General features: G+C 35.4%; 6 protein-coding genes. All 6 read right to left on the reverse strand.

The features are described 5' to 3' along the window. Window positions 1-6: 6 nt before the first annotated feature. The gene (gene ruvA / locus QWY99_RS17480; RefSeq protein WP_290267008.1) at window positions 7-588 is read right to left on the reverse strand and encodes a Holliday junction branch migration protein RuvA; all 582 of its coding nucleotides are present in this window, start codon (window positions 586-588) and stop codon (window positions 7-9) included. A gap of 82 nt (window positions 589-670) precedes the next feature. Next, on the reverse strand, window positions 671-2,962 hold the full coding sequence (locus tag QWY99_RS17485; protein WP_290267009.1) for an NADP-dependent malic enzyme: 2,292 nt from the start codon (window positions 2,960-2,962) through the stop codon (window positions 671-673). Between the two features lie 159 nt (window positions 2,963-3,121). Next, window positions 3,122-3,547: a CBS domain-containing protein gene (locus QWY99_RS17490; protein ID WP_290267010.1), complete on the reverse strand. Its 426-nt coding sequence runs from the start codon at window positions 3,545-3,547 to the stop codon at window positions 3,122-3,124. Window positions 3,548-3,799: 252 nt separating this feature from the next. Then, a complete protein-coding gene (locus QWY99_RS17495) occupies window positions 3,800-5,740 on the reverse strand; it encodes an OmpA family protein (protein ID WP_290267011.1) in 1,941 nt (646 codons plus the stop codon). Between the two features lie 11 nt (window positions 5,741-5,751). Continuing rightward, complete coding sequence (locus tag QWY99_RS17500) at window positions 5,752-6,663, reverse strand: PorP/SprF family type IX secretion system membrane protein (protein ID WP_290267012.1); 912 nt, start codon at window positions 6,661-6,663, stop codon at window positions 5,752-5,754. 61 nt (window positions 6,664-6,724) lie between these two features. Continuing rightward, a complete protein-coding gene (locus tag QWY99_RS17505; RefSeq protein ID WP_290267013.1) occupies window positions 6,725-23,050 on the reverse strand; it encodes a T9SS type B sorting domain-containing protein in 16,326 nt (5,441 codons plus the stop codon). Between the last annotated feature and the right edge of the window lie 283 nt (window positions 23,051-23,333).

Raw genomic sequence — 23,333 nt, forward strand, 5'->3', positions numbered from 1 at the left:
ACGTTTTTATAAACTTTTTAAAGCCTTCTTTATTAATGACTCAACAGTTGCGTCAGGATCTTCTTTAATGATTTTTTCAATCACTTTTTCAGAAGTTTTTCTAACAAATCCTAAGACTTCTAAAGCAGATAACGCTTCATCTCTGTTTGTATTGTTTTGAAGTATAGAAACTTCATCTAAATCGTACAATTTAACAATTTTTTCTTTCAAATCGAGGATTACTCTTTGGGCAGTTTTATTCCCAATACCTTTTATTGATTGAATTACGCCAACATCTCCAGCTGCTATTGCATTGATTATTTGTTTAGGATCTAATGAGGACAGCATTGTTCTGGCAATGTTTGCTCCAATTCCCGAAACGGATAGTAACATTCTGAAAATTTCTCTTTCAGATTTCTCTACAAAACCAAATAATGTATGCGCATCTTCTTTGATTTGAAGATGCGTATACAATTTTATAAATTCATTATTTGGAATTAAAGAATAGGTATGCAAGGATATATTTACGTGATATCCAACTCCCCCGCAATCAATAACAACTTCGGTAGGGGTCTTCTCTACCAATTTTCCTTGCAAATGTGTAATCATAATATAATGTTAATAATTGTCAAATATAACAAAATTTGAAGTAAAAATACGACAACTAAAAACAATACTTTTTTACATTATGTTATTTTACTATATTATTCTTTTTAAGTTGCTTTTCTTGAGCGTCTATAACTGCTATAGCAGACATATTTACCATTTCTTCTACACTTGCTCCTAATTGGAAAATATGAACTGGTTTACCCATTCCTAACATTATTGGACCTATTGAATCTACTTTATTCAATTCTTTCAATAATTTATAGGTAATATTTGCAGATTCTAAATTTGGAAAAATAAGTGTGTTTACTTTTTTTCCTGCTAATTTAGAGAAAGGGAATTTTTCTTGAAGTAATTCTGGATTCAAAGCAAAATCTGCTTGAATTTCTCCATCAATTACTAATTCTGGATGATTTTTATGCAAGTAAGCTACTGCTTCTCTTACTTTTGCAGCTCCTGGATTTGTTGAAGATCCAAAATTAGAATACGAAACCATTGCGATTACTGGCTCAACACCAAACATTTTTGCCGTTTTTGCAGTCATAACAGCAATTTTAGCCAAATCATCTGCTGATGGATTGATGTTTATTGCAGTATCTGATAAGAACATTGGTCCTCTGCTTGTCATCATCATGTTTGCTGTTGCAACAAGTGAAGCTCCTGGTGCTTTTTCTATAATTTGCAACATTGGTTTTACAACCGATGGATAACTTCTTGAATGACCTGTTACTAATGCATCTGCTTCTCCTTCATTAACCATCATTGCAGCAAAATAGTTTCTTTCGCGCATTAATTTTTGAGCATCTAGTAAAGATATACCGCGTCTTTCTCTTGTTGACCAAAAAGAGGCTGCAAATTGATTTCTTCTTTCTTCTTGATCTTTTGTTTTTGGATCAATAATTTCTACATCTGCATCAAAACCTAACTCTTCTTTAAGTTCTAGAATGATTTCTTTGTTTCCTAATAAAATTGGAAAACCGATACCTTCTTCATGTACAATTTGAGCTGCTTTTAATACATTTAAATGGTCTGCTTCTGCAAAAACGATTCTTTTAGGGTCCATTTTTGCTCTGTTTGTAATCAAACGAACCATTTTATTATCATTACCTAAACGAGCCAAAAGTTCTTCTTCGTATTTTTCCCAATCTGTTATCGGGTTTAAAGCTACTCCTGACTCCATTGCTGCTTTGGCTACTGCTGGCGCAACTATAGTAATTAATCTTGGATCAAATGGTTTTGGAATTATATACTCTCTTCCAAATCCTAATTTGGTTGCTCCATAAGCTACATTTACTTGCTCTGGAACTGATTCTTTTGCTAATGAAGCTAGTGCTCTAACGGCAGCCATTTTCATTGCTTCGTTGATTTTAGTAGCTCTTACATCCAAAGCTCCTCTAAAAATATAAGGAAACCCTAATACATTATTAACTTGATTTGGATAATCTGAACGACCCGTAGCCATAATAACATCCTTACGAGTTGCAATTGCTAGGTTATAATCAATTTCTGGATTAGGATTTGCCATTGCGAAAACGATTGGGTTTTCGGCCATTCCTAATAACATGTCTGGTGTCATGATGTCACCTGATGATAATCCTAGGAATATATCTGCTCCTTTTAAAGCTTCTTCTAAACCAATTGGTTCTATATCTTTTGCATACTTTAATTGTAAAGTAGATAATGAAGGGTTGTTCTTTGTTAAAAGCCCTTTACTATTATACATTAAAATATTCTCTATTTTTACTCCTAGTAGAACATATAAATCAGCACAAGCCAAAGCTGCTGATCCCGCTCCTGAAACTACCATTTTTACATCTTCGGCTTTTTTATCAGCCAACTCTAATGCGTTTATTAAAGCTGCAGAAGATATAATTGCAGTTCCGTGTTGATCATCATGCATTACAGGAATATTAAGCTCTTCTACCAATCTTCTTTCAATTTCGAAAGATTCTGGTGCCTTAATATCTTCTAGATTAATACCTCCAAATGTTGGAGCGATATTCTTTACAGTTTGAATGAATTCTTCAATATCTTTTGTTCCAATTTCGATGTCAAAAACATCAATATCCGAAAATATTTTAAATAACAATCCTTTCCCCTCCATTACAGGTTTTGAAGCTTCAGGACCTATATCTCCTAAACCTAAAACCGCGGTTCCATTTGTTATTACAGCAACAAGATTTCCTTTTGCAGTGTATTTATATACTTCGTTTACATCTCTTGCAATTTCTAAACACGGTTCAGCAACACCTGGTGAATATGCTAAAGACAAATCTCTTTGAGTCGCATATTTTTTGGTTGGAACTACTTGAATTTTACCCGGAGTAGGCTTTGAGTGATACAACAACGCCTCGCTTCTTTTACTATCTTTGTTCATTGTTTTTAGATTTTATTCTAGCTTACAAAGATATAAGACTTCGTTTAAAAAGGAAGCTTTTTACTGCTCTTTTATTTAATAATGCTATTTTAAGATAACCCACAAAAAAATAACCCGAAATTATTCGGGTTATTTTTGAATTCTATTTAGTTTATTTATTTACTGTGATATATAAGAATTTAGATGATTAATGGTGTCTTTTTGGATTTCTATTATTGATTTCACAACATCACTTATAGAAATAATTCCGACCACAACACCATTATCTACTACTGGTAGATGCCTAATTCTTTTGCTACTCATTAATTCCATACATGAATCTAAACTATCGGATAGACTTATTGTAATGACATTACTTTCCATAATTTCATGTACAAATGTCTCTTTCGAAGATTTGTCTTTCAACACAATTTTTCGTGCATAATCTCTCTCCGATAATATCCCTTTTAACTCTGTTCCATCTATAACTAAGATGGCTCCAATGTTTTTATCACCCATTACTTTCAATGCTTCGTAAACGGTGGTCGATGAAAGTACCGAATAAACTTCTTTCCCTTTCGTGCTTAGTATTTGATTTACAGTCATATCTGATAATTTTAAGAACTATAAATTTAAAGAAAATCAACTTACAAATAACATTAATTTTATTTTTTAGTTAAAAATTAATTGAATTCATCAATAAAATCAGCAAAACAAAGTGTTTATTTTATCTTTATCTCGTATTTATTAAATATTTATTTACGTCAAAACAAATTAAAATTAAAAAAACAAAGCCTTTTCTATATTAAGAAAAGGCTTTGTTTGCAAATGATGGTATTTAATAAATGTACTACATTGTTATTCCATTGAAACGATAATAAACTCGCTTCGTCTGTTTAATTGGTGTTCTGCTTCTGTACAAGGAACTCCATCTGAGCAATGGTTCACTAACTGGCTCTCGCCATATCCTTTACCTGTTACTCTATTTTGTGCGATACCATTTTTCACTAACCATTGTATAGTCGATTTTGCTCTTCTATCTGATAAAGCTAAATTATATTTGGCTGTTTGTCGGCTATCTGTATGTGAACGAACATCAATTTTCATCTTTGGATATTGTTTCATCACTGCGAGTATCTTCTCAAGTTCAAAAGCGGCGTCTTTACGAATGAATGATTTATCTAGATCAAAATAAATAATTGGAATATCCAGCGTTTTGGCTAGATCTGTACCTACACCAATTGGCTTAATTCGTTTCTCAAGAGGTATTACTAAACTAGTTTCTCCTGTTTCATTTTTAATTGTAACCAGAAGTTCTTTGGTTTCATAATCTTGTTTACTCGCTCTTACATGATATGTTTTACCACAATCTACATTAAATTTATAACTACCGTCTGCTGCTGTTACAACTTCTCCTATAGTTTTAAATTGTTCGTCTAACAATAACACTTTCGCATTGTCCAATATTTTGTTAGTTTCTAAATCGATAATTGCTCCTTTTAATACTTGTTCACAAAGTAATTTTTTGATTTCAGTAAATCGGTAGATATCATCGTTTCCTATTCCACCTTCTCTATTAGACGAGAAAAATCCATTTCTATTTTCGCTATTTATAATAAATGCAAAATCATCTTGTTTACTATTTATTGGCGCACCTAGATTTTGAATAGCTGAGAAGGTTCCGTCATCATTGATTTTTGAAACAAATACATCTAGTCCTCCCAAACCTGGTCTTCCGTCACTAGCAAAATACAATTCGTTATCTGCTGAAACAAATGGAAAAGTTTCTCTTCCTTCTGTATTAATTGTTGCTCCTAAATTTTTGGGTTTACCAAAACTTCCATCTGAATTAATGGTTACGCTATACAAATCAGATTGACCAAGAGTTCCTGGCATATCTGATGCGAAATACAATAATTTCTCATCATTACTTAGTGCTGGATGCGCAGTACTATATTGATCACTATTAAATGGTAACTCTCTCAAATTAGTCCATTTTCCATCAACAAAATCAGCTTTATAAAGTTTTAACAGCGTAATCTTTTGTTCATCTCTACCTCTTTTACCATCAAGAAAATTGTTTCTTGTAAAGTACATTGTTTTTCCATCTTTTGTAAAAACGGGTGTCGATTCATTGAACTTAGAATTGATTTTCTTTTCAAATCGTTCTGGTTTCCCAAGTGTCCCATCTGATTTTAATTCGGCTGAATAAAGGTTTGTAAATGCTTTATTGGTCCATTTAAATGTACTTCTGACTACTCCCCCGGTATCTCTAGCAGATGCAAATACGATTTTATTGTCGTAATAAGCACTTCCGTAATCTGTTTGTGTTGAATTAATTCCAGCATCGGCTATTTCAAAGCGACCTGAATTGGCTTTTATTTGTTCGAGATAGTTCTTGTTTTTTTCAAACAATATCCCTCTTTTATCTGTATTCGTTTTTTTATTGAAAGCTTCTAAGATCTTATCTGCTTTAGCATAATCCCCTGTCGCTTTTAAAGTTTGCGCATAACGATAGTAATATTCTGGCTCTTGTTCTGCATTCATGGCAAAGAGCTCATCGTACCATTTGGATGCTTTAATTAGTTCGCCATTAAAGTAATAAGCGTTCCCTAATTTCTGGAACATTTTTTCGTCTTTGTATCCTTTTTCAGCTACTCTTTCATAAGTTGCAATTGCATCAATAAATGCATATTGAGCATAGTTTTTTTCTGCTTTCTTCTCTACTCCCGTTTGTGCATTTCCATTTAAAGCAAGCAGTACTAAAAAAACAGTATAAATTGTATGTTTAATTTTCATCTTTAGGGGATTTAGAAGAATCTTGGTGAGGTTATTCTGTTATAATTATTAAAGAATTCAAATCGTAGGAATATCTCGTGTGATCCTGAATTATAATTATTCAATCTAGTTGTTTCACGGTCATAGGCATATCCTATATATAATCCATCAGTAACTTGAAATCCTACCATAGCACTCAATGCAGCACTCCATCTATAGGCTGCTCCTACTACAAATTTATCATTGAACATGAAGTTGGCAGAAAGATCTACTTGTAATGGAGATCCTTCGACCATTTTGGTTAGGACTGCTGGCTTAAACTTGATGTAAGGATCTAAATCGAATACGTATCCTGCAATTAAATAGTAATTTATTTTTTCTTTAAAAATTGCTACTTCTTTGTCTTTTTCACTATATCTGTTGGTTTCGATAAAGTTCGGCACTGACAATCCTATATATGCTTTATCTGAATGCCAATATACTCCAGCTCCAACATTAGGCGTGAATTTACTGTTTAAGTCTTGAAATTGCGGATCTCCTTGATGTTCTGGATTCAATTTATTGATGTCTAAATTGAATAGATTGGCAGTTGCTTTTATTCCAAATGATAGTTTAAAAGTATCAGAAGTTGGTATTGTATAAGACAAATCTGCCGAAAAAGTATTCTCGTTTGTTGGCCCAATTTTATCATTTACAAGCGAAACTCCTAATCCTAAATTACTATTAGTTAGCGGTGTGTTTAGTGAAAAACTACTCGTTTCTGGTGCTCCATCTAGTCCAACCCATTGCGTACGGTAAAGTCCGAAGATGCTCATTGCTCCTCTTGAACCTGCATATGCTGGATTTATATTGATGGTATTGTACATATATTGTGTGAACTGTGCATCTTGTTGTGCATATCCCACAGCTGAGAAAAACATAAAAACTAAAACTAATTTTTTCATTTACTTTTTTTTAAAAGAATAGCCTAGCCCTATTGAGCTAAGCCATTCCTATTTGTTTTTACTATTTATTGATGTATAAATATCCTGCTTTTTGATGAGCATTAGATTGATTATCCTTGTATTTCAGAATATAATAATACGTTCCAACTGGCAATCCAACTGATTGTTGAACTGTTGTACGTCCTTCTGAGAATCCTTTGAAAGCTCTATCGGTATTATTATATCCATCACGTTCAAAGACTAATACTCCCCAACGGTTGTATATCTCTACAGTATTATCTGGATAACATTCTAAACCTTGAATATAGAATCGGTCATTTTGAGAATCTCCGTTTGGCGATATTGCATTGAATACTTTAATTACACATCCTTCTACTGGAGAAACTGTTGGATTATCATCTACTTCGCTTAGATTATCTGATTTATCCTCAACTATAATTCCATGTGCACTTGTTCCAAATACTGTTGCTTGGTTCACAATTTTACCTGCATTAATATCTGATTGTTTAATAACGTAAGTACCTATGAAAGAATGCTCGTCTGTTTCATTTACTCCTAATGATATTGGCATTCCTAACATAATAAGTCCTGGAAGTTGATCATCAATAATAACATTGAAAAGAGGTGTATTTCCTGTATTTGTAATTTTAAATTTATACGTTATCGTTTCTCCTTCATTCGCATAACCACTTTTGTTTTCATCGTTAAACACTGCCGTTTTCACAACTGCAATAGATGGTACTTCTACAAAGATTGTAACCTTAGCCGTAATACAACTTAATCTATTTATGGCATCACAAATTTGATACGTAAGTTCATAAGTTCCACCTGCTGTATTTGGTGCTACATCAATAGTTCCATCTACATTTAACGTAATTCCTGGTATTTTTGTTAGGTCTTTTAAAACAACAACCGATGGGTCAGTTATTTTAACACCATTCAACATATCATTATCTAATACATTGATTACCTCTAATGATCCATTAATACCATCAGCAAAAACTACATCATCGTCATTTGCTTCGATTACTGCTGCCCCTACAACAACTATTGAAGTTACAGTGCTACAATTTGATGGATTCGTTACTTCACATATTCTGTATTCAACATTGTAATTACCCGCTGGTGTGTTTGGAGCAACTGTTACTGTTCCGTCAGGATTCAATGTCAATCCTGTTGGTACTTTCACTAATGTTAAAATTATATCTCCTGTTTTTGTTCCAATTACAACAGTAGTTCCATTTAACGTATCGTTAGATGTTAATGATCGTGTAATACCTCCTGTATTTCCATTAATAGATGGCGTAGTTTCTGTTACTGCATCAATGATTGGTTTACCTACTACTACTATTGAAACAACTTTATCACAGTTTGTTGGATTAGTTACTTCACATATTTCGTATTCTACATTGTAGTTACCCGCTGGGGTATTTGGTGCAACAGTTACTGTTCCGTTAGGATTTAATGTCAATCCTGTTGGTACGTTTAATCCAGTTAATTTTACCTCTCCTGGGTTGGCTCCTATTACAACTTTATCACCATTTAACGTATCGTTAGATGTTAATGGGTCTGTAGTACCTCCTGTATTTCCATTAATAGATGGAGTCGTTTCTATTACAGCTTCTATTTTTGGTTTAGTAACAACTACTGTAACTTTTGCTGAACTACAATTTAATACATTCAACTTCTCACATATGCTATACTCAACTTCATAATTAGCTGCTGGCGTTCCCGCTGCAACACTAATTGTTCCGTCTGCATTTAAGGTAATTCCTGTTGGATATGTACCTATTTTACTCAAAATAACTTCTGTTGGATCTACTTTGGTTCCGTTTAGTGTATCATTATCTAAAACTGAAACTGTTGTTTTCCCTCCGTCTTTTCCATTGATCTCCTCTGTGGTGTCCGTATTGGCAACAATAGGAGCTGCTATTACTTTTACTGTAACTTTTGTTGAACTACAATTTAATACATTCAACTTCTCACATATGCTATACTCAACTTCATAATTAGCTGCTGGCGTTCCCGCTGCAACACTAATTGTTCCGTCTGTATTTAAGGTAATTCCTGTTGGATATGTACCTATTTTACTCAAAATAACTTCTGTTGGATCTACTTTGGTTCCGTTTAGTGTATCATTATCTAAAACTGAAACTGTTGTTTTCCCTCCGTCTTTTCCATTGATCTCCTCTGTGGTGTCCGTATTGGCAACAATAGGAGCTGCTATTACTTTTACTGTAACTTTTGTTGAACTACAATTTAATACATTCAACTTCTCACATATGCTATACTCAACTTCATAATTAGCTGCTGGCGTTCCCGCTGCAACACTAATTGTTCCGTCTGCATTTAAGGTAATTCCTGTTGGATATGTACCTATTTTACTCAAAATAACTTCTGTTGGATCTACTTTGGTTCCGTTTAGTGTATCATTATCTAAAACTGAAACTGTTGTTTTCCCTCCGTCTTTTCCATTGATCTCCTCTGTGGTGTCCGTATTGGCAACAATAGGAGCTGCTATTACTTTTACTGTAACTTTTGTTGAACTACAATTTAATACATTCAACTTCTCACATATGCTATACTCAACTTCATAATTAGCTGCTGGCGTTCCCGCTGCAACACTAATTGTTCCGTCTGTATTTAAGGTAATTCCTGTTGGATATGTACCTATTTTACTCAAAATAACTTCTGTTGGATCTACTTTGGTTCCGTTTAGTGTATCATTATCTAAAACTGAAACTGTTGTTTTTCCTCCGTCTTTTCCATTGATCTCCTCTGTGGTGTCCGTATTGGCAACAATAGGAGCTGCTATTACTTTTACTGTAACTTTTGTTGAACTACAATTTAATACATTCAACTTCTCACATATGCTATACTCAACTTCATAATTAGCTGCTGGCGTTCCCGCTGCAACACTAATTGTTCCGTCTGCATTTAAGGTAATTCCTGTTGGATATGTACCTATTTTACTCAAAATAACTTCTGTTGGATCTACTTTGGTTCCGTTTAGTGTATCATTATCTAAAACTGAAACTGTTGTTTTTCCTCCGTCTTTTCCATTGATCTCCTCTGTGGTGTCCGTATTGGCAACAATAGGAGCTGCTATTACTTTTACTGTAACTTTTGTTGAACTACAATTTAATACATTCAACTTCTCACATATGCTATACTCAACTTCATAATTAGCTGCTGGCGTTCCCGCTGCAACACTAATTGTTCCGTCTGCATTTAAGGTAATTCCTGTTGGATATGTACCTATTTTACTCAAAATAACTTCTGTTGGATCTACTTTGGTTCCGTTTAGTGTATCATTATCTAAAACTGAAACTGTTGTTTTTCCTCCGTCTTTTCCATTGATCTCCTCTGTGGTGTCCGTATTGGCAACAATAGGAGCTGCTATTACTTTTACTGTAACTTTTGTTGAACTACAATTTAATACATTCAACTTCTCACATATGCTATACTCAACTTCATAATTAGCTGCTGGCGTTCCCGCTGCAACACTAATTGTTCCGTCTGTATTTAAGGTAATTCCTGTTGGATATGTACCTATTTTACTCAAAATAACTTCTGTTGGATCTACTTTGGTTCCGTTTAGTGTATCATTATCTAAAACTGAAACTGTTGTTTTCCCTCCGTCTTTTCCATTGATCTCCTCTGTGGTGTCCGTATTGGCAACAATAGGAGCTGCTATTACTTTTACTGTAACTTTTGTTGAACTACAATTTAATACATTCAACTTCTCACATATGCTATACTCAACTTCATAATTAGCTGCTGGCGTTCCCGCTGCAACACTAATTGTTCCGTCTGCATTTAAGGTAATTCCTGTTGGATATGTACCTATTTTACTCAAAATAACTTCTGTTGGATCTACTTTGGTTCCGTTTAGTGTATCATTATCTAAAACTGAAACTGTTGTTTTCCCTCCGTCTTTTCCATTGATCTCCTCTGTGGTGTCCGTATTGGCAACAATAGGAGCTGCTATTACTTTTACTGTAACTTTTGTTGAACTACAATTTAATACATTCAACTTCTCACATATGCTATACTCAACTTCATAATTAGCTGCTGGCGTTCCCGCTGCAACACTAATTGTTCCGTCTGTATTTAAGGTAATTCCTGTTGGATATGTACCTATTTTACTCAAAATAACTTCTGTTGGATCTACTTTGGTTCCGTTTAGTGTATCATTATCTAAAACTGAAACTGTTGTTTTTCCTCCGTCTTTTCCATTGATCTCCTCTGTGGTGTCCGTATTGGCAACAATAGGAGCTGCTATTACTTTTACTGTAACTTTTGTTGAACTACAATTTAATACATTCAACTTCTCACATATGCTATACTCAACTTCATAATTAGCTGCTGGCGTTCCCGCTGCAACACTAATTGTTCCGTCTGCATTTAAGGTAATTCCTGTTGGATATGTACCTATTTTACTCAAAATAACTTCTGTTGGATCTACTTTGGTTCCGTTTAGTGTATCATTATCTAAAACTGAAACTGTTGTTTTTCCTCCGTCTTTTCCATTGATCTCCTCTGTGGTGTCCGTATTGGCAACAATAGGAGCTGCTATTACTTTTACTGTAACTTTTGTTGAACTACAATTTAATACATTCAACTTCTCACATATGCTATACTCAACTTCATAATTAGCTGCTGGCGTTCCCGCTGCAACACTAATTGTTCCGTCTGCATTTAAGGTAATTCCTGTTGGATATGTACCTATTTTACTCAAAATAACTTCTGTTGGATCTACTTTGGTTCCGTTTAGTGTATCATTATCTAAAACTGAAACTGTTGTTTTTCCTCCGTCTTTTCCATTGATCTCCTCTGTGGTGTCCGTATTGGCAACAATAGGAGCTGCTATTACTTTTACTGTAACTTTTGTTGAACTACAATTTAATACATTCAACTTCTCACATATGCTATACTCAACTTCATAATTAGCTGCTGGCGTTCCCGCTGCAACACTAATTGTTCCGTCTGCATTTAAGGTAATTCCTGTTGGATATGTACCTATTTTACTCAAAATAACTTCTGTTGGATCTACTTTGGTTCCGTTTAGTGTATCATTATCTAAAACTGAAACTGTTGTTTTTCCTCCGTCTTTTCCATTGATCTCCTCTGTGGTGTCCGTATTGGCAACAATAGGAGCTGCTATTACTTTTACTGTAACTTTTGTTGAACTACAATTTAATACATTCAACTTCTCACATATGCTATACTCAACTTCATAATTAGCTGCTGGCGTTCCCGCTGCAACACTAATTGTTCCGTCTGTATTTAAGGTAATTCCTGTTGGATATGTACCTATTTTACTCAAAATAACTTCTGTTGGATCTACTTTGGTTCCGTTTAGTGTATCATTATCTAAAACTGAAACTGTTGTTTTTCCTCCGTCTTTTCCATTGATCTCCTCTGTGGTGTCCGTATTGGCAACAATAGGAGCTGCTATTACTTTTACTGTAACTTTTGTTGAACTACAATTTAATACATTCAACTTCTCACATATGCTATACTCAACTTCATAATTAGCTGCTGGCGTTCCCGCTGCAACACTAATTGTTCCGTCTGCATTTAAGGTAATTCCTGTTGGATATGTACCTATTTTACTCAAAATAACTTCTGTTGGATCTACTTTGGTTCCGTTTAGTGTATCATTATCTAAAACTGAAACTGTTGTTTTTCCTCCGTCTTTTCCATTGATCTCCTCTGTGGTGTCCGTATTGGCAACAATAGGAGCTGCTATTACTTTTACTGTAACTTTTGTTGAACTACAATTTAATACATTCAACTTCTCACATATGCTATACTCAACTTCATAATTAGCTGCTGGCGTTCCCGCTGCAACACTAATTGTTCCGTCTGCATTTAAGGTAATTCCTGTTGGATATGTACCTATTTTACTCAAAATAACTTCTGTTGGATCTACTTTGGTTCCGTTTAGTGTATCATTATCTAAAACTGAAACTGTTGTTTTCCCTCCGTCTTTTCCATTGATCTCCTCTGTGGTGTCCGTATTGGCAACAATAGGAGCTGCTATTACTTTTACTGTAACTTTTGTTGAACTACAATTTAATACATTCAACTTCTCACATATGCTATACTCAACTTCATAATTAGCTGCTGGCGTTCCCGCTGCAACACTAATTGTTCCGTCTGCATTTAAGATAATTCCTGTTGGATATGTACCTATTTTACTCAAAATAACTTCTGTTGGATCTACTTTGGTTCCGTTTAGTGTATCATTATCTAAAACTGAAACTGTTGTTTTTCCTCCGTCTTTTCCATTGATCTCCTCTGTGGTGTCCGTATTGGCAACAATAGGAGCTGCTATTACTTTTACTGTAACTTTTGTTGAACTACAATTTAATACATTCAACTTCTCACATATGCTATACTCAACTTCATAATTAGCTGCTGGCGTTCCCGCTGCAACACTAATTGTTCCGTCTGCATTTAAGATAATTCCTGTTGGATATGTACCTATTTTACTCAAAATAACTTCTGTTGGATCTACTTTGGTTCCGTTTAGTGTATCATTATCTAAAACTGAAACTGTAGTGCTTCCTCCGTCTTTTCCATTGATCTCCTCTGTGGTGTCCGTATTGGCAACAATAGGAGCTGCTATTACTTTTACTGTAACTTTTGTTGAACTACAATTTAATACATTCAACTTCTCACATATGCTATACTCAACTTCATAATTAGCTGCTGGCGTTCCCGCTGCAACACTAATTGTTCCGTCTGCATTTAAGGTAATTCCTGTTGGATATGTACCTATTTTACTCAAAATAACTTCTGTTGGATCTACTTTGGTTCCGTTTAGTGTATCATTATCTAAAACTGAAACTGTTGTTTTTCCTCCGTCTTTTCCATTGATCTCCTCTGTGGTGTCCGTATTGGCAACAATAGGAGCTGCTATTACTTTTACTGTAACTTTTGTTGAACTACAATTTAATACATTCAACTTCTCACATATGCTATACTCAACTTCATAATTAGCTGCTGGCGTTCCCGCTGCAACACTAATTGTTCCGTCTGCATTTAAGATAATTCCTGTTGGATATGTACCTATTTTACTCAAAATAACTTCTGTTGGATCTACTTTGGTTCCGTTTAGTGTATCATTATCTAAAACTGAAACTGTTGTTTTTCCTCCGTCTTTTCCATTGATCTCCTCTGTGGTGTCCGTATTGGCAACAATAGGAGCTGCTATTACTTTTACTGTAACTTTTGTTGAACTACAATTTAATACATTCAACTTCTCACATATGCTATACTCAACTTCATAATTAGCTGCTGGCGTTCCCGCTGCAACACTAATTGTTCCGTCTGCATTTAAGGTAATTCCTGTTGGATATGTACCTATTTTACTCAAAATAACTTCTGTTGGATCTACTTTGGTTCCGTTTAGTGTATCATTATCTAAAACTGAAACTGTTGTTTTCCCTCCGTCTTTTCCATTGATCTCCTCTGTGGTGTCCGTATTGGCAACAATAGGAGCTGCTATTACTTTTACTGTAACTTTTGTTGAACTACAATTTAATACATTCAACTTCTCACATATGCTATACTCAACTTCATAATTAGCTGCTGGCGTTCCCGCTGCAACACTAATTGTTCCGTCTGTATTTAAGGTAATTCCTGTTGGATATGTACCTATTTTACTCAAAATAACTTCTGTTGGATCTACTTTGGTTCCGTTTAGTGTATCATTATCTAAAACTGAAACTGTTGTTTTCCCTCCGTCTTTTCCATTGATCTCCTCTGTGGTGTCCGTATTGGCAACAATAGGAGCTGCTATTACTTTTACTGTAACTTTTGTTGAACTACAATTTAATACATTCAACTTCTCACATATGCTATACTCAACTTCATAATTAGCTGCTGGCGTTCCCGCTGCAACACTAATTGTTCCGTCTGTATTTAAGGTAATTCCTGTTGGATATGTACCTATTTTACTCAAAATAACTTCTGTTGGATCTACTTTGGTTCCGTTTAGTGTATCATTATCTAAAACTGAAACTGTTGTTTTTCCTCCGTCTTTTCCATTGATCTCCTCTGTGGTGTCCGTATTGGCAACAATAGGAGCTGCTATTACTTTTACTGTAACTTTTGTTGAACTACAATTTAATACATTCAACTTCTCACATATGCTATACTCAACTTCATAATTAGCTGCTGGCGTTCCCGCTGCAACACTAATTGTTCCGTCTGCATTTAAGGTAATTCCTGTTGGATATGTACCTATTTTACTCAAAATAACTTCTGTTGGATCTACTTTGGTTCCGTTTAGTGTATCATTATCTAAAACTGAAACTGTTGTTTTTCCTCCGTCTTTTCCATTGATCTCCTCTGTGGTGTCCGTATTGGCAACAATAGGAGCTGCTATTACTTTTACTGTAACTTTTGTTGAACTACAATTTAATACATTCAACTTCTCACATATGCTATACTCAACTTCATAATTAGCTGCTGGCGTTCCCGCTGCAACACTAATTGTTCCGTCTGCATTTAAGATAATTCCTGTTGGATATGTACCTATTTTACTCAAAATAACTTCTGTTGGATCTACTTTGGTTCCGTTTAGTGTATCATTATCTAAAACTGAAACTGTTGTTTTTCCTCCGTCTTTTCCATTGATCTCCTCTGTGGTGTCCGTATTGGCAACAATAGGAGCTGCTATTACTTTTACTGTAACTTTTGTTGAACTACAATTTAATACATTCAACTTCTCACATATGCTATACTCAACTTCATAATTAGCTGCTGGCGTTCCCGCTGCAACACTAATTGTTCCGTCTGCATTTAAGGTAATTCCTGTTGGATATGTACCTATTTTACTCAAAATAACTTCTGTTGGATCTACTTTGGTTCCGTTTAGTGTATCATTATCTAAAACTGAAACTGTTGTTTTCCCTCCGTCTTTTCCATTGATCTCCTCTGTGGTGTCCGTATTGGCAACAATAGGAGCTGCTATTACTTTTACTGTAACTTTTGTTGAACTACAATTTAATACATTCAACTTCTCACATATGCTATACTCAACTTCATAATTAGCTGCTGGCGTTCCCGCTGCAACACTAATTGTTCCGTCTGCATTTAAGATAATTCCTGTTGGATATGTACCTATTTTACTCAAAATAACTTCTGTTGGATCTACTTTGGTTCCGTTTAGTGTATCATTATCTAAAACTGAAACTGTAGTGCTTCCTCCGTCTTTTCCATTGATCTCCTCTGTGGTGTCCGTATTGGCAACAATAGGAGCTGCTATTACTTTTACTGTAACTTTTGTTGAACTACAATTTAATACATTCAACTTCTCACATATGCTATACTCAACTTCATAATTAGCTGCTGGCGTTCCCGCTGCAACACTAATTGTTCCGTCTGTATTTAAGGTAATTCCTGTTGGATATGTACCTATTTTACTCAAAATAACTTCTGTTGGATCTACTTTGGTTCCGTTTAGTGTATCATTATCTAAAACTGAAACTGTTGTTTTCCCTCCGTCTTTTCCATTGATCTCCTCTGTGGTGTCCGTATTGGCAACAATAGGAGCTGCTATTACTTTTACTGTAACTTTTGTTGAACTACAATTTAATACATTCAACTTCTCACATATGCTATACTCAACTTCATAATTAGCTGCTGGCGTTCCCGCTGCAACACTAATTGTTCCGTCTGTATTTAAGGTAATTCCTGTTGGATATGTACCTATTTTACTCAAAATAACTTCTGTTGGATCTACTTTGGTTCCGTTTAGTGTATCATTATCTAAAACTGAAACTGTTGTTTTCCCTCCGTCTTTTCCATTGATCTCCTCTGTGGTGTCCGTATTGGCAACAATAGGAGCTGCTATTACTTTTACTGTAACTTTTGTTGAACTACAATTTAATACATTCAACTTCTCACATATGCTATACTCAACTTCATAATTAGCTGCTGGCGTTCCCGCTGCAACACTAATTGTTCCGTCTGTATTTAAGGTAATTCCTGTTGGATATGTACCTATTTTACTCAAAATAACTTCTGTTGGATCTACTTTGGTTCCGTTTAGTGTATCATTATCTAAAACTGAAACTGTTGTTTTTCCTCCGTCTTTTCCATTGATCTCCTCTGTGGTGTCCGTATTGGCAACAATAGGAGCTGCTATTACTTTTACTGTAACTTTTGTTGAACTACAATTTAATACATTCAACTTCTCACATATGCTATACTCAACTTCATAATTAGCTGCTGGCGTTCCCGCTGCAACACTAATTGTTCCGTCTGCATTTAAGGTAATTCCTGTTGGATATGTACCTATTTTACTCAAAATAACTTCTGTTGGATCTACTTTGGTTCCGTTTAGTGTATCATTATCTAAAACTGAAACTGTTGTTTTTCCTCCGTCTTTTCCATTGATCTCCTCTGTGGTGTCCGTATTGGCAACAATAGGAGCTGCTATTACTTTTACTGTAACTTTTGTTGAACTACAATTTAATACATTCAACTTCTCACATATGCTATACTCAACTTCATAATTAGCTGCTGGCGTTCCCGCTGCAACACTAATTGTTCCGTCTGCATTTAAGGTAATTCCTGTTGGATATGTACCTATTTTACTCAAAATAACTTCTGTTGGATCTACTTTGGTTCCGTTTAGTGTATCATTATCTAAAACTGAAACTGTTGTTTTTCCTCCGTCTTTTCCATTGATCTCCTCTGTGGTGTCCGTATTGGCAACAATAGGAGCTGCTATTACTTTTACTGTAACTTTTGTTGAACTACAATTTAATACATTCAACTTCTCACATATGCTATACTCAACTTCATAATTAGCTGCTGGCGTTCCCGCTGCAACACTAATTGTTCCGTCTGCATTTAAGATAATTCCTGTTGGATATGTACCTATTTTACTCAAAATAACTTCTGTTGGATCTACTTTGGTTCCGTTTAGTGTATCATTATCTAAAACTGAAACTGTAGTGCTTCCTCCGTCTTTTCCATTGATCTCCTCTGTGGTGTCCGTATTGGCAACAATAGGAGCTGCTATTACTTTTACTGTAACTTTTGTTGAACTACAATTTAATACATTCAACTTCTCACATATGCTATACTCAACTTCATAATTAGCTGCTGGCGTTCCCGCTGCAACACTAATTGTTCCGTCTGCATTTAAGGTAATTCCTGTTGGATATGTACCTATTTTACTCAAAATAACTTCTGTTGGATCTACTTTGGTTCCGTTTAGTGTATCATTATCTAAAACTGAAACTGTTGTTTTCCCTCCGTCTTTTCCATTGATCGGTGTTGTTGTATCATCATTGGCACAAATAACATTATTCATAACAATTTCAGATGATGCCGGTGAAGTACATCCTGCAGCATTTCTTTCTGTAAATGTATAATTTCCTGATACAGCTGTTACCAATCCTGTGCTTGAAATATTAGCAACAGATATCGGTGGTGTAAATGTATAAGTACTTGTACTAACAAATCCTGAAATTTGGAAAGTTCCTGTAGCTGTATCACATGTTGGATGTGTTATAGTTCCTGCTTGTGGCTGAGCTGGTGTTTCTAATTTAGCCGCATTACTAAATGATGCTGATGCTGGTGATATACAACTCGCTTTTGTAGATGTAACTGTATAACCAGTTCCAATAACCATATTACTTATTAATCCTAATGCATCAACACTTGGTCCTGCTGGATCAAAAGTATATGTATTACCTAAAACGTAATTTTTAATTTTGCTACTTGCTGCCGCTGAACACGTAGCTGTAGTAGTTGTAATTTCTGGCTGAGCTGGTGTTTCTAATTTAGCCGCATTACTAAATGATGCTGATGCTGGTGATATACAACTCGCTTTTGTAGATGTAACTGTATAACCAGTTCCAATAACCATATTACTTATTAATCCTAATGCATCAACACTTGGTCCTGCTGGATCAAAAGTATATGTATTACCTAAAACGTAATTTTTAATTTTGCTACTTGCTGCCGCTGAACACGTAGCTGTAGTAGTTGTAATTTCTGGCTGAGCTGGTGTTTCTAATTTAGCCACATTACTAAATGATGCTGATGCTGGTGATATACAACTCGCTTTTGTAGATGTAACTGTATAACCAGTTCCAATAACCATATTACTTATTAATCCTAATGCATCAACACTTGGTCCTGCTGGATCAAAAGTATATGTATTACCTAAAACGTAATTTTTAATTTTGCTACTTGCTGCCGCTGAACACGTAGCTGTAGTAGTTGTAATTTCTGGCTGAGCTGGTGTTTCTAATTTAGCTGCATTACTAAATGATGCTGATGCTGGTGATATACAATTCGCTTTTGTAGATGTAACTGTATAACCAGTTCCAATAACCATATTACTTATTAATCCTAATGCATCAACACTTGGTCCACCTGGATTAAAACTATATGCATTACCTGAAACGTAATTCTTAATTTTACTACTTGCTACAGCTGAACACGTAGCTGGTGTAGTGGTGATTTCTGGTTGAGCTGGTGTTTCTAATTTAGCCGCATTACTAAATGATGCTGATGCTAGTGATATACAATTCGCTTTTGTAGATGTAACTGTATAACCAGTTCCAATAACCATATTACTTATTAATCCTAATGCATCAACACTTGGTCCACCTGGATTAAAACTATATGCATTACCTGAAACGTAATTGTTAATTTTACTACTTGCTGCAGCTGAACACGTAGCTGGTGTAGTGGTAATTTCTGGCTGAGCTGGTGCTACTGGTTTATCATTTATAACAACTTCTACTGCTGGTGAAGTACAACCTGCTGCATTAGTTACTGTAAAATTATATGTAGCTGAAGTCAATCCTTCGATAAGCTTAGTGCTTCCGCTTCCATTAATATTTCCAGGCTGAATTGTCCAACTACCTGATGGTAATCCACCTAAAGTAAAGCTTCCTGTAGCTAAAGCACAAGTTGGTTGAGTAGGTGTATTAGCTGTTGGTTTTGCAGGTTTCGCGTTCATCTTAACATCTCCTGTTATAATAGCTGCTGAACAAGGAGTTGTATGACCAACTGTCGTTATAGTATAAGTACCATCTGCAGTTGGGGTTCCTGAAATAGTAACTGTTTTTTCTTTTTCATCTACATCTGATTTTAATCCAGCTGGTAAGTTGGTCACTGTAGCATTTGTAGCACTGCCACTAAAAGTATAAATAGTACTCTGAATGTCTGATCCTGTACATACGTTAGCAATTTCCGCACCAGTAGTAAGCTTAATTTCAGAAGGTATGCTCACAACAGCTGCAACTGATCTTCTTGATGATGAAGTACAATCCCCTAATCTAGCACCTACATAATAAGTTGTAGTTACTGATAAATCTTCTATAGTAAAAGTTGGCCCAGTTGCCAATAAAGTGTCTCCTGTTGAATCTGCGAACCACTGAATTTCTGCTCCCGTTGATGCAGTAGCAGTTAGCACTACCTCACCTGGTCCACATACAGCCCCTTGCCTCGTAGAAGTAATTGTTGGTGTAGTATTTACTGTTGCCTTCACTAATGTCCTAGCTGAAGTACAACCATTATTAGTTACTTCAACATAATAATTTTTATTTACAGTTAGACTTGGTGTAGTAAATTCTGGTCCTGTTCCTGATAATGTTACTCCTGTATCGCTATCATACCAATTGATTGTACCCGCAGAAGCCGTAGCCTTCAAAATCACTGTTCCTGCATCGCATCGTGAACCTTGAGTCGTACTAGTGATCGTGGGTTTAGCATTAATAACAAAATTAGTCGCTGTTCTACAAGTTGAATTACCACAAGCCGCATAATACGTTTTAGTTCCTGGAGGACTAGTTGCTGTTAATCCAGATTTATTATTTGTAAATGGATTAAATTCAGCCCCACTAGCTATAGGATCACCTCCCGTATCAGTTAGATACCAATTTATATCTCTCACGTTACATGTTGACGATGTAACTTTTAACAAAGCTCCATTTCTATCTCCTTGACAAACTGAAGCCCCAGTAGTTTTTGGTGCTCCTTCAGCTGCATTAATAACTATATTACCAGTTGCAAGTGAAACACAACCATTGGCATTTGTTGTAGTAACAACATAGGTATTTGGTGCCAATCCTGAAAAGACACCAGTAGTAGTTGTTTCTACTGTTGCTGGATTTGCGCCTTTTATTGTATAAGAAATATTCGCCCCATTAGCAGGTGAAGTTACGGTTATTGTTCCTGTTGACATTGAGCAACTTAATTGCGTAACCTCAGTTTTTGGTGTTTCTGGTAAGGCGTAGATTATTATATCATCTACTTTAGTGCCTGCACCGTTAAAATTTGAACCTGGAACATTACCTTGACCACCTTGATAGGTTTTATTTGTAGTGTTCTCTACAAAAGCATCTATAAATGCTGTGATTTTTCTGTTAGGTGTACTCGAACGTGTTGGATCCAAATACAATGCCTGAGCACTAGAACTATATTCACCCGCTGCAATGGTTCCAGTTAATTTACCAACTAAGGTTATTGTAACCACTCCATTTTGTGCAATATTAAAATCGCCTAACAGAGTTCTATTGTTTGTACTCGTATTTGTCAGAGCGCTTGAAGATAACGATGCATCAACTAGAGACTTCACTATAGCTGAATCGAATCCTATATTTAAAGGAAAAAGAAAATCTAAAGCAACCCCAGCTGCATTTCCAACACCTGTATTTGTTATTTGAATTTCATAAGAAACCTTTTCATTAACTGAACTACAAGCAGACGCTGTAGGTAAAGCTTTTACTGTAGTAGTAAGAATAGGAAAACAGCTTGAATTAACTTGTAAATATGGAGGTAGTTTATCATTAGTAAAAGCAGCTACGATACCTGGAGTTCCATCCTCAGCACCGTGCTTAACACCATCACCGTTTGTTAAACCAGCTGGTCCTCCTTTTGCGGTAGCTTTAACACTAGCTAGTGCAATGTTGTGTCTGATGATTCCACCACCACCACCACCACCCGGTCCGTGCTCATTTTTAGTATCATTAGCAGTATTTCCTCCATCTCCTCCATTAGCATTAATTGTTATTATGCCATTAGTTGTAGCTCCAGAAATATTCAAAAGAACTGTTCCACCTGCACCAGCACCCCCTGCACCATCTGATGAATTTTGATAAACACCAGCAGCACCAGCACCACCATTTACTTCAATCGTACCTGGTCCTTTAACAGTACCTGCATTAATAAGTACTATAGCTCCACCAACACCACCTTTTACACCATCTTTAGCATCGTTAGCATCTCCGGCACCTCCGCCTCCACCCATAATAAGTCTAGTTAATTCAGTTTCATCGGTACGGAAAGATAGATAACCAGGTCTTCCTCCTCCCGTAAGAGGATTTGCATTCGTCCATTGTGCACCTCCACCACCTTGCCATCCATAGCCACCTAAACCACCAAAACCACCATTACCACCACCACCTCCACCGGAATTGTGGTCATTACCACCACCACCGGCATTAGCAGGGGCTCCTCTTCCAGAAGAACCACCAGGCATACCTTCATCTACATTAACCACTTCATTAAAACCATCCCACATAAATTTTGGTGTACCAGCAATTCCCTCTCCTTTACCAGAGATGGATTTTACTTTAGCTTCACCCACATAAGTTGTTGCATTATTTCCCCCAGAATCATTTTTTGGACTATAACCACCTCTAAAGCCTCTACTTGATCCATCTATAGTAAATTTATTAAAATCGAAATTACCTGAAACATTAAAAGCAATGATTCCACCAGCAACTCCATTAAAAGGAGGTGTTGTTATATTTTTTGTTAATTTCAAATTAGAATATTGAGGTACTCGAACTATTTGAAATGTACTCTTCCCTTTTGCTGTCGTTGGTGCTGCGTTAACATAACTATTATAAGTACCTCCATTAGTACCTGTACCTTTAAATGTTAGATTTCCTCCAGTTAGTGGGACATTACTTGTCGCAATTACGTATTCAAAAATTCCTGTATTCCCAATAGCTTTAAATCCTGTACCTCCTAAACCATCTCGTCCACTACCAGAGGTTCCTGAACCATACAAATTACTATTTGTATAATCAATAGAAGCATCTTGCATTTGAATAATCAAGATCAAATCTCCTATAGAAATAGGAATTGTACCAAAATTATTCTTATATCTATCCGTAGCTGGTACTTTATCCAAGAAAACAGATTTACCCCCTGTATTTAATGTAGACTCACCAAAAATAGGATAATAGGTATTTACAGAACTCTCTACCGTAATAGGCCCATCACCTCCAGGAGTCCCACAAATTTGGGAAAACGAGTTAATTGAAAATAGAAAAAATACAATAAAAAAAGTTAGCTTAAAGAAATTAAGCTTTTTAAAAGTACAGTTTTGCATAGACAGTTTTCTTAGGGGTAATACTATAGGGATTCGAAAACCAAATAAAGGAATTCGAAAAATTTGAATTAAAAATAAAGGACCATTGACCTGAAAATCTTAGAACAAGATTTTTTGAAACTTCGTGAAAGTGAAATAAAATAAACGCCATAAATAAATTAGGTTCGACTCAAATTCGTCTTAAAGTTTATAAATTAGGTAGTTTGGAGCAGCGAAAGTATATAAACAGTAAAAAGATTACTAGATTATTCGTTAAACTACCTGTTTTGTCGACGAAATACTT

The sequence above is a fragment of the Flavobacterium branchiarum genome (assembly GCF_030409845.1).
Taxonomy (GTDB): domain Bacteria; phylum Bacteroidota; class Bacteroidia; order Flavobacteriales; family Flavobacteriaceae; genus Flavobacterium; species Flavobacterium branchiarum.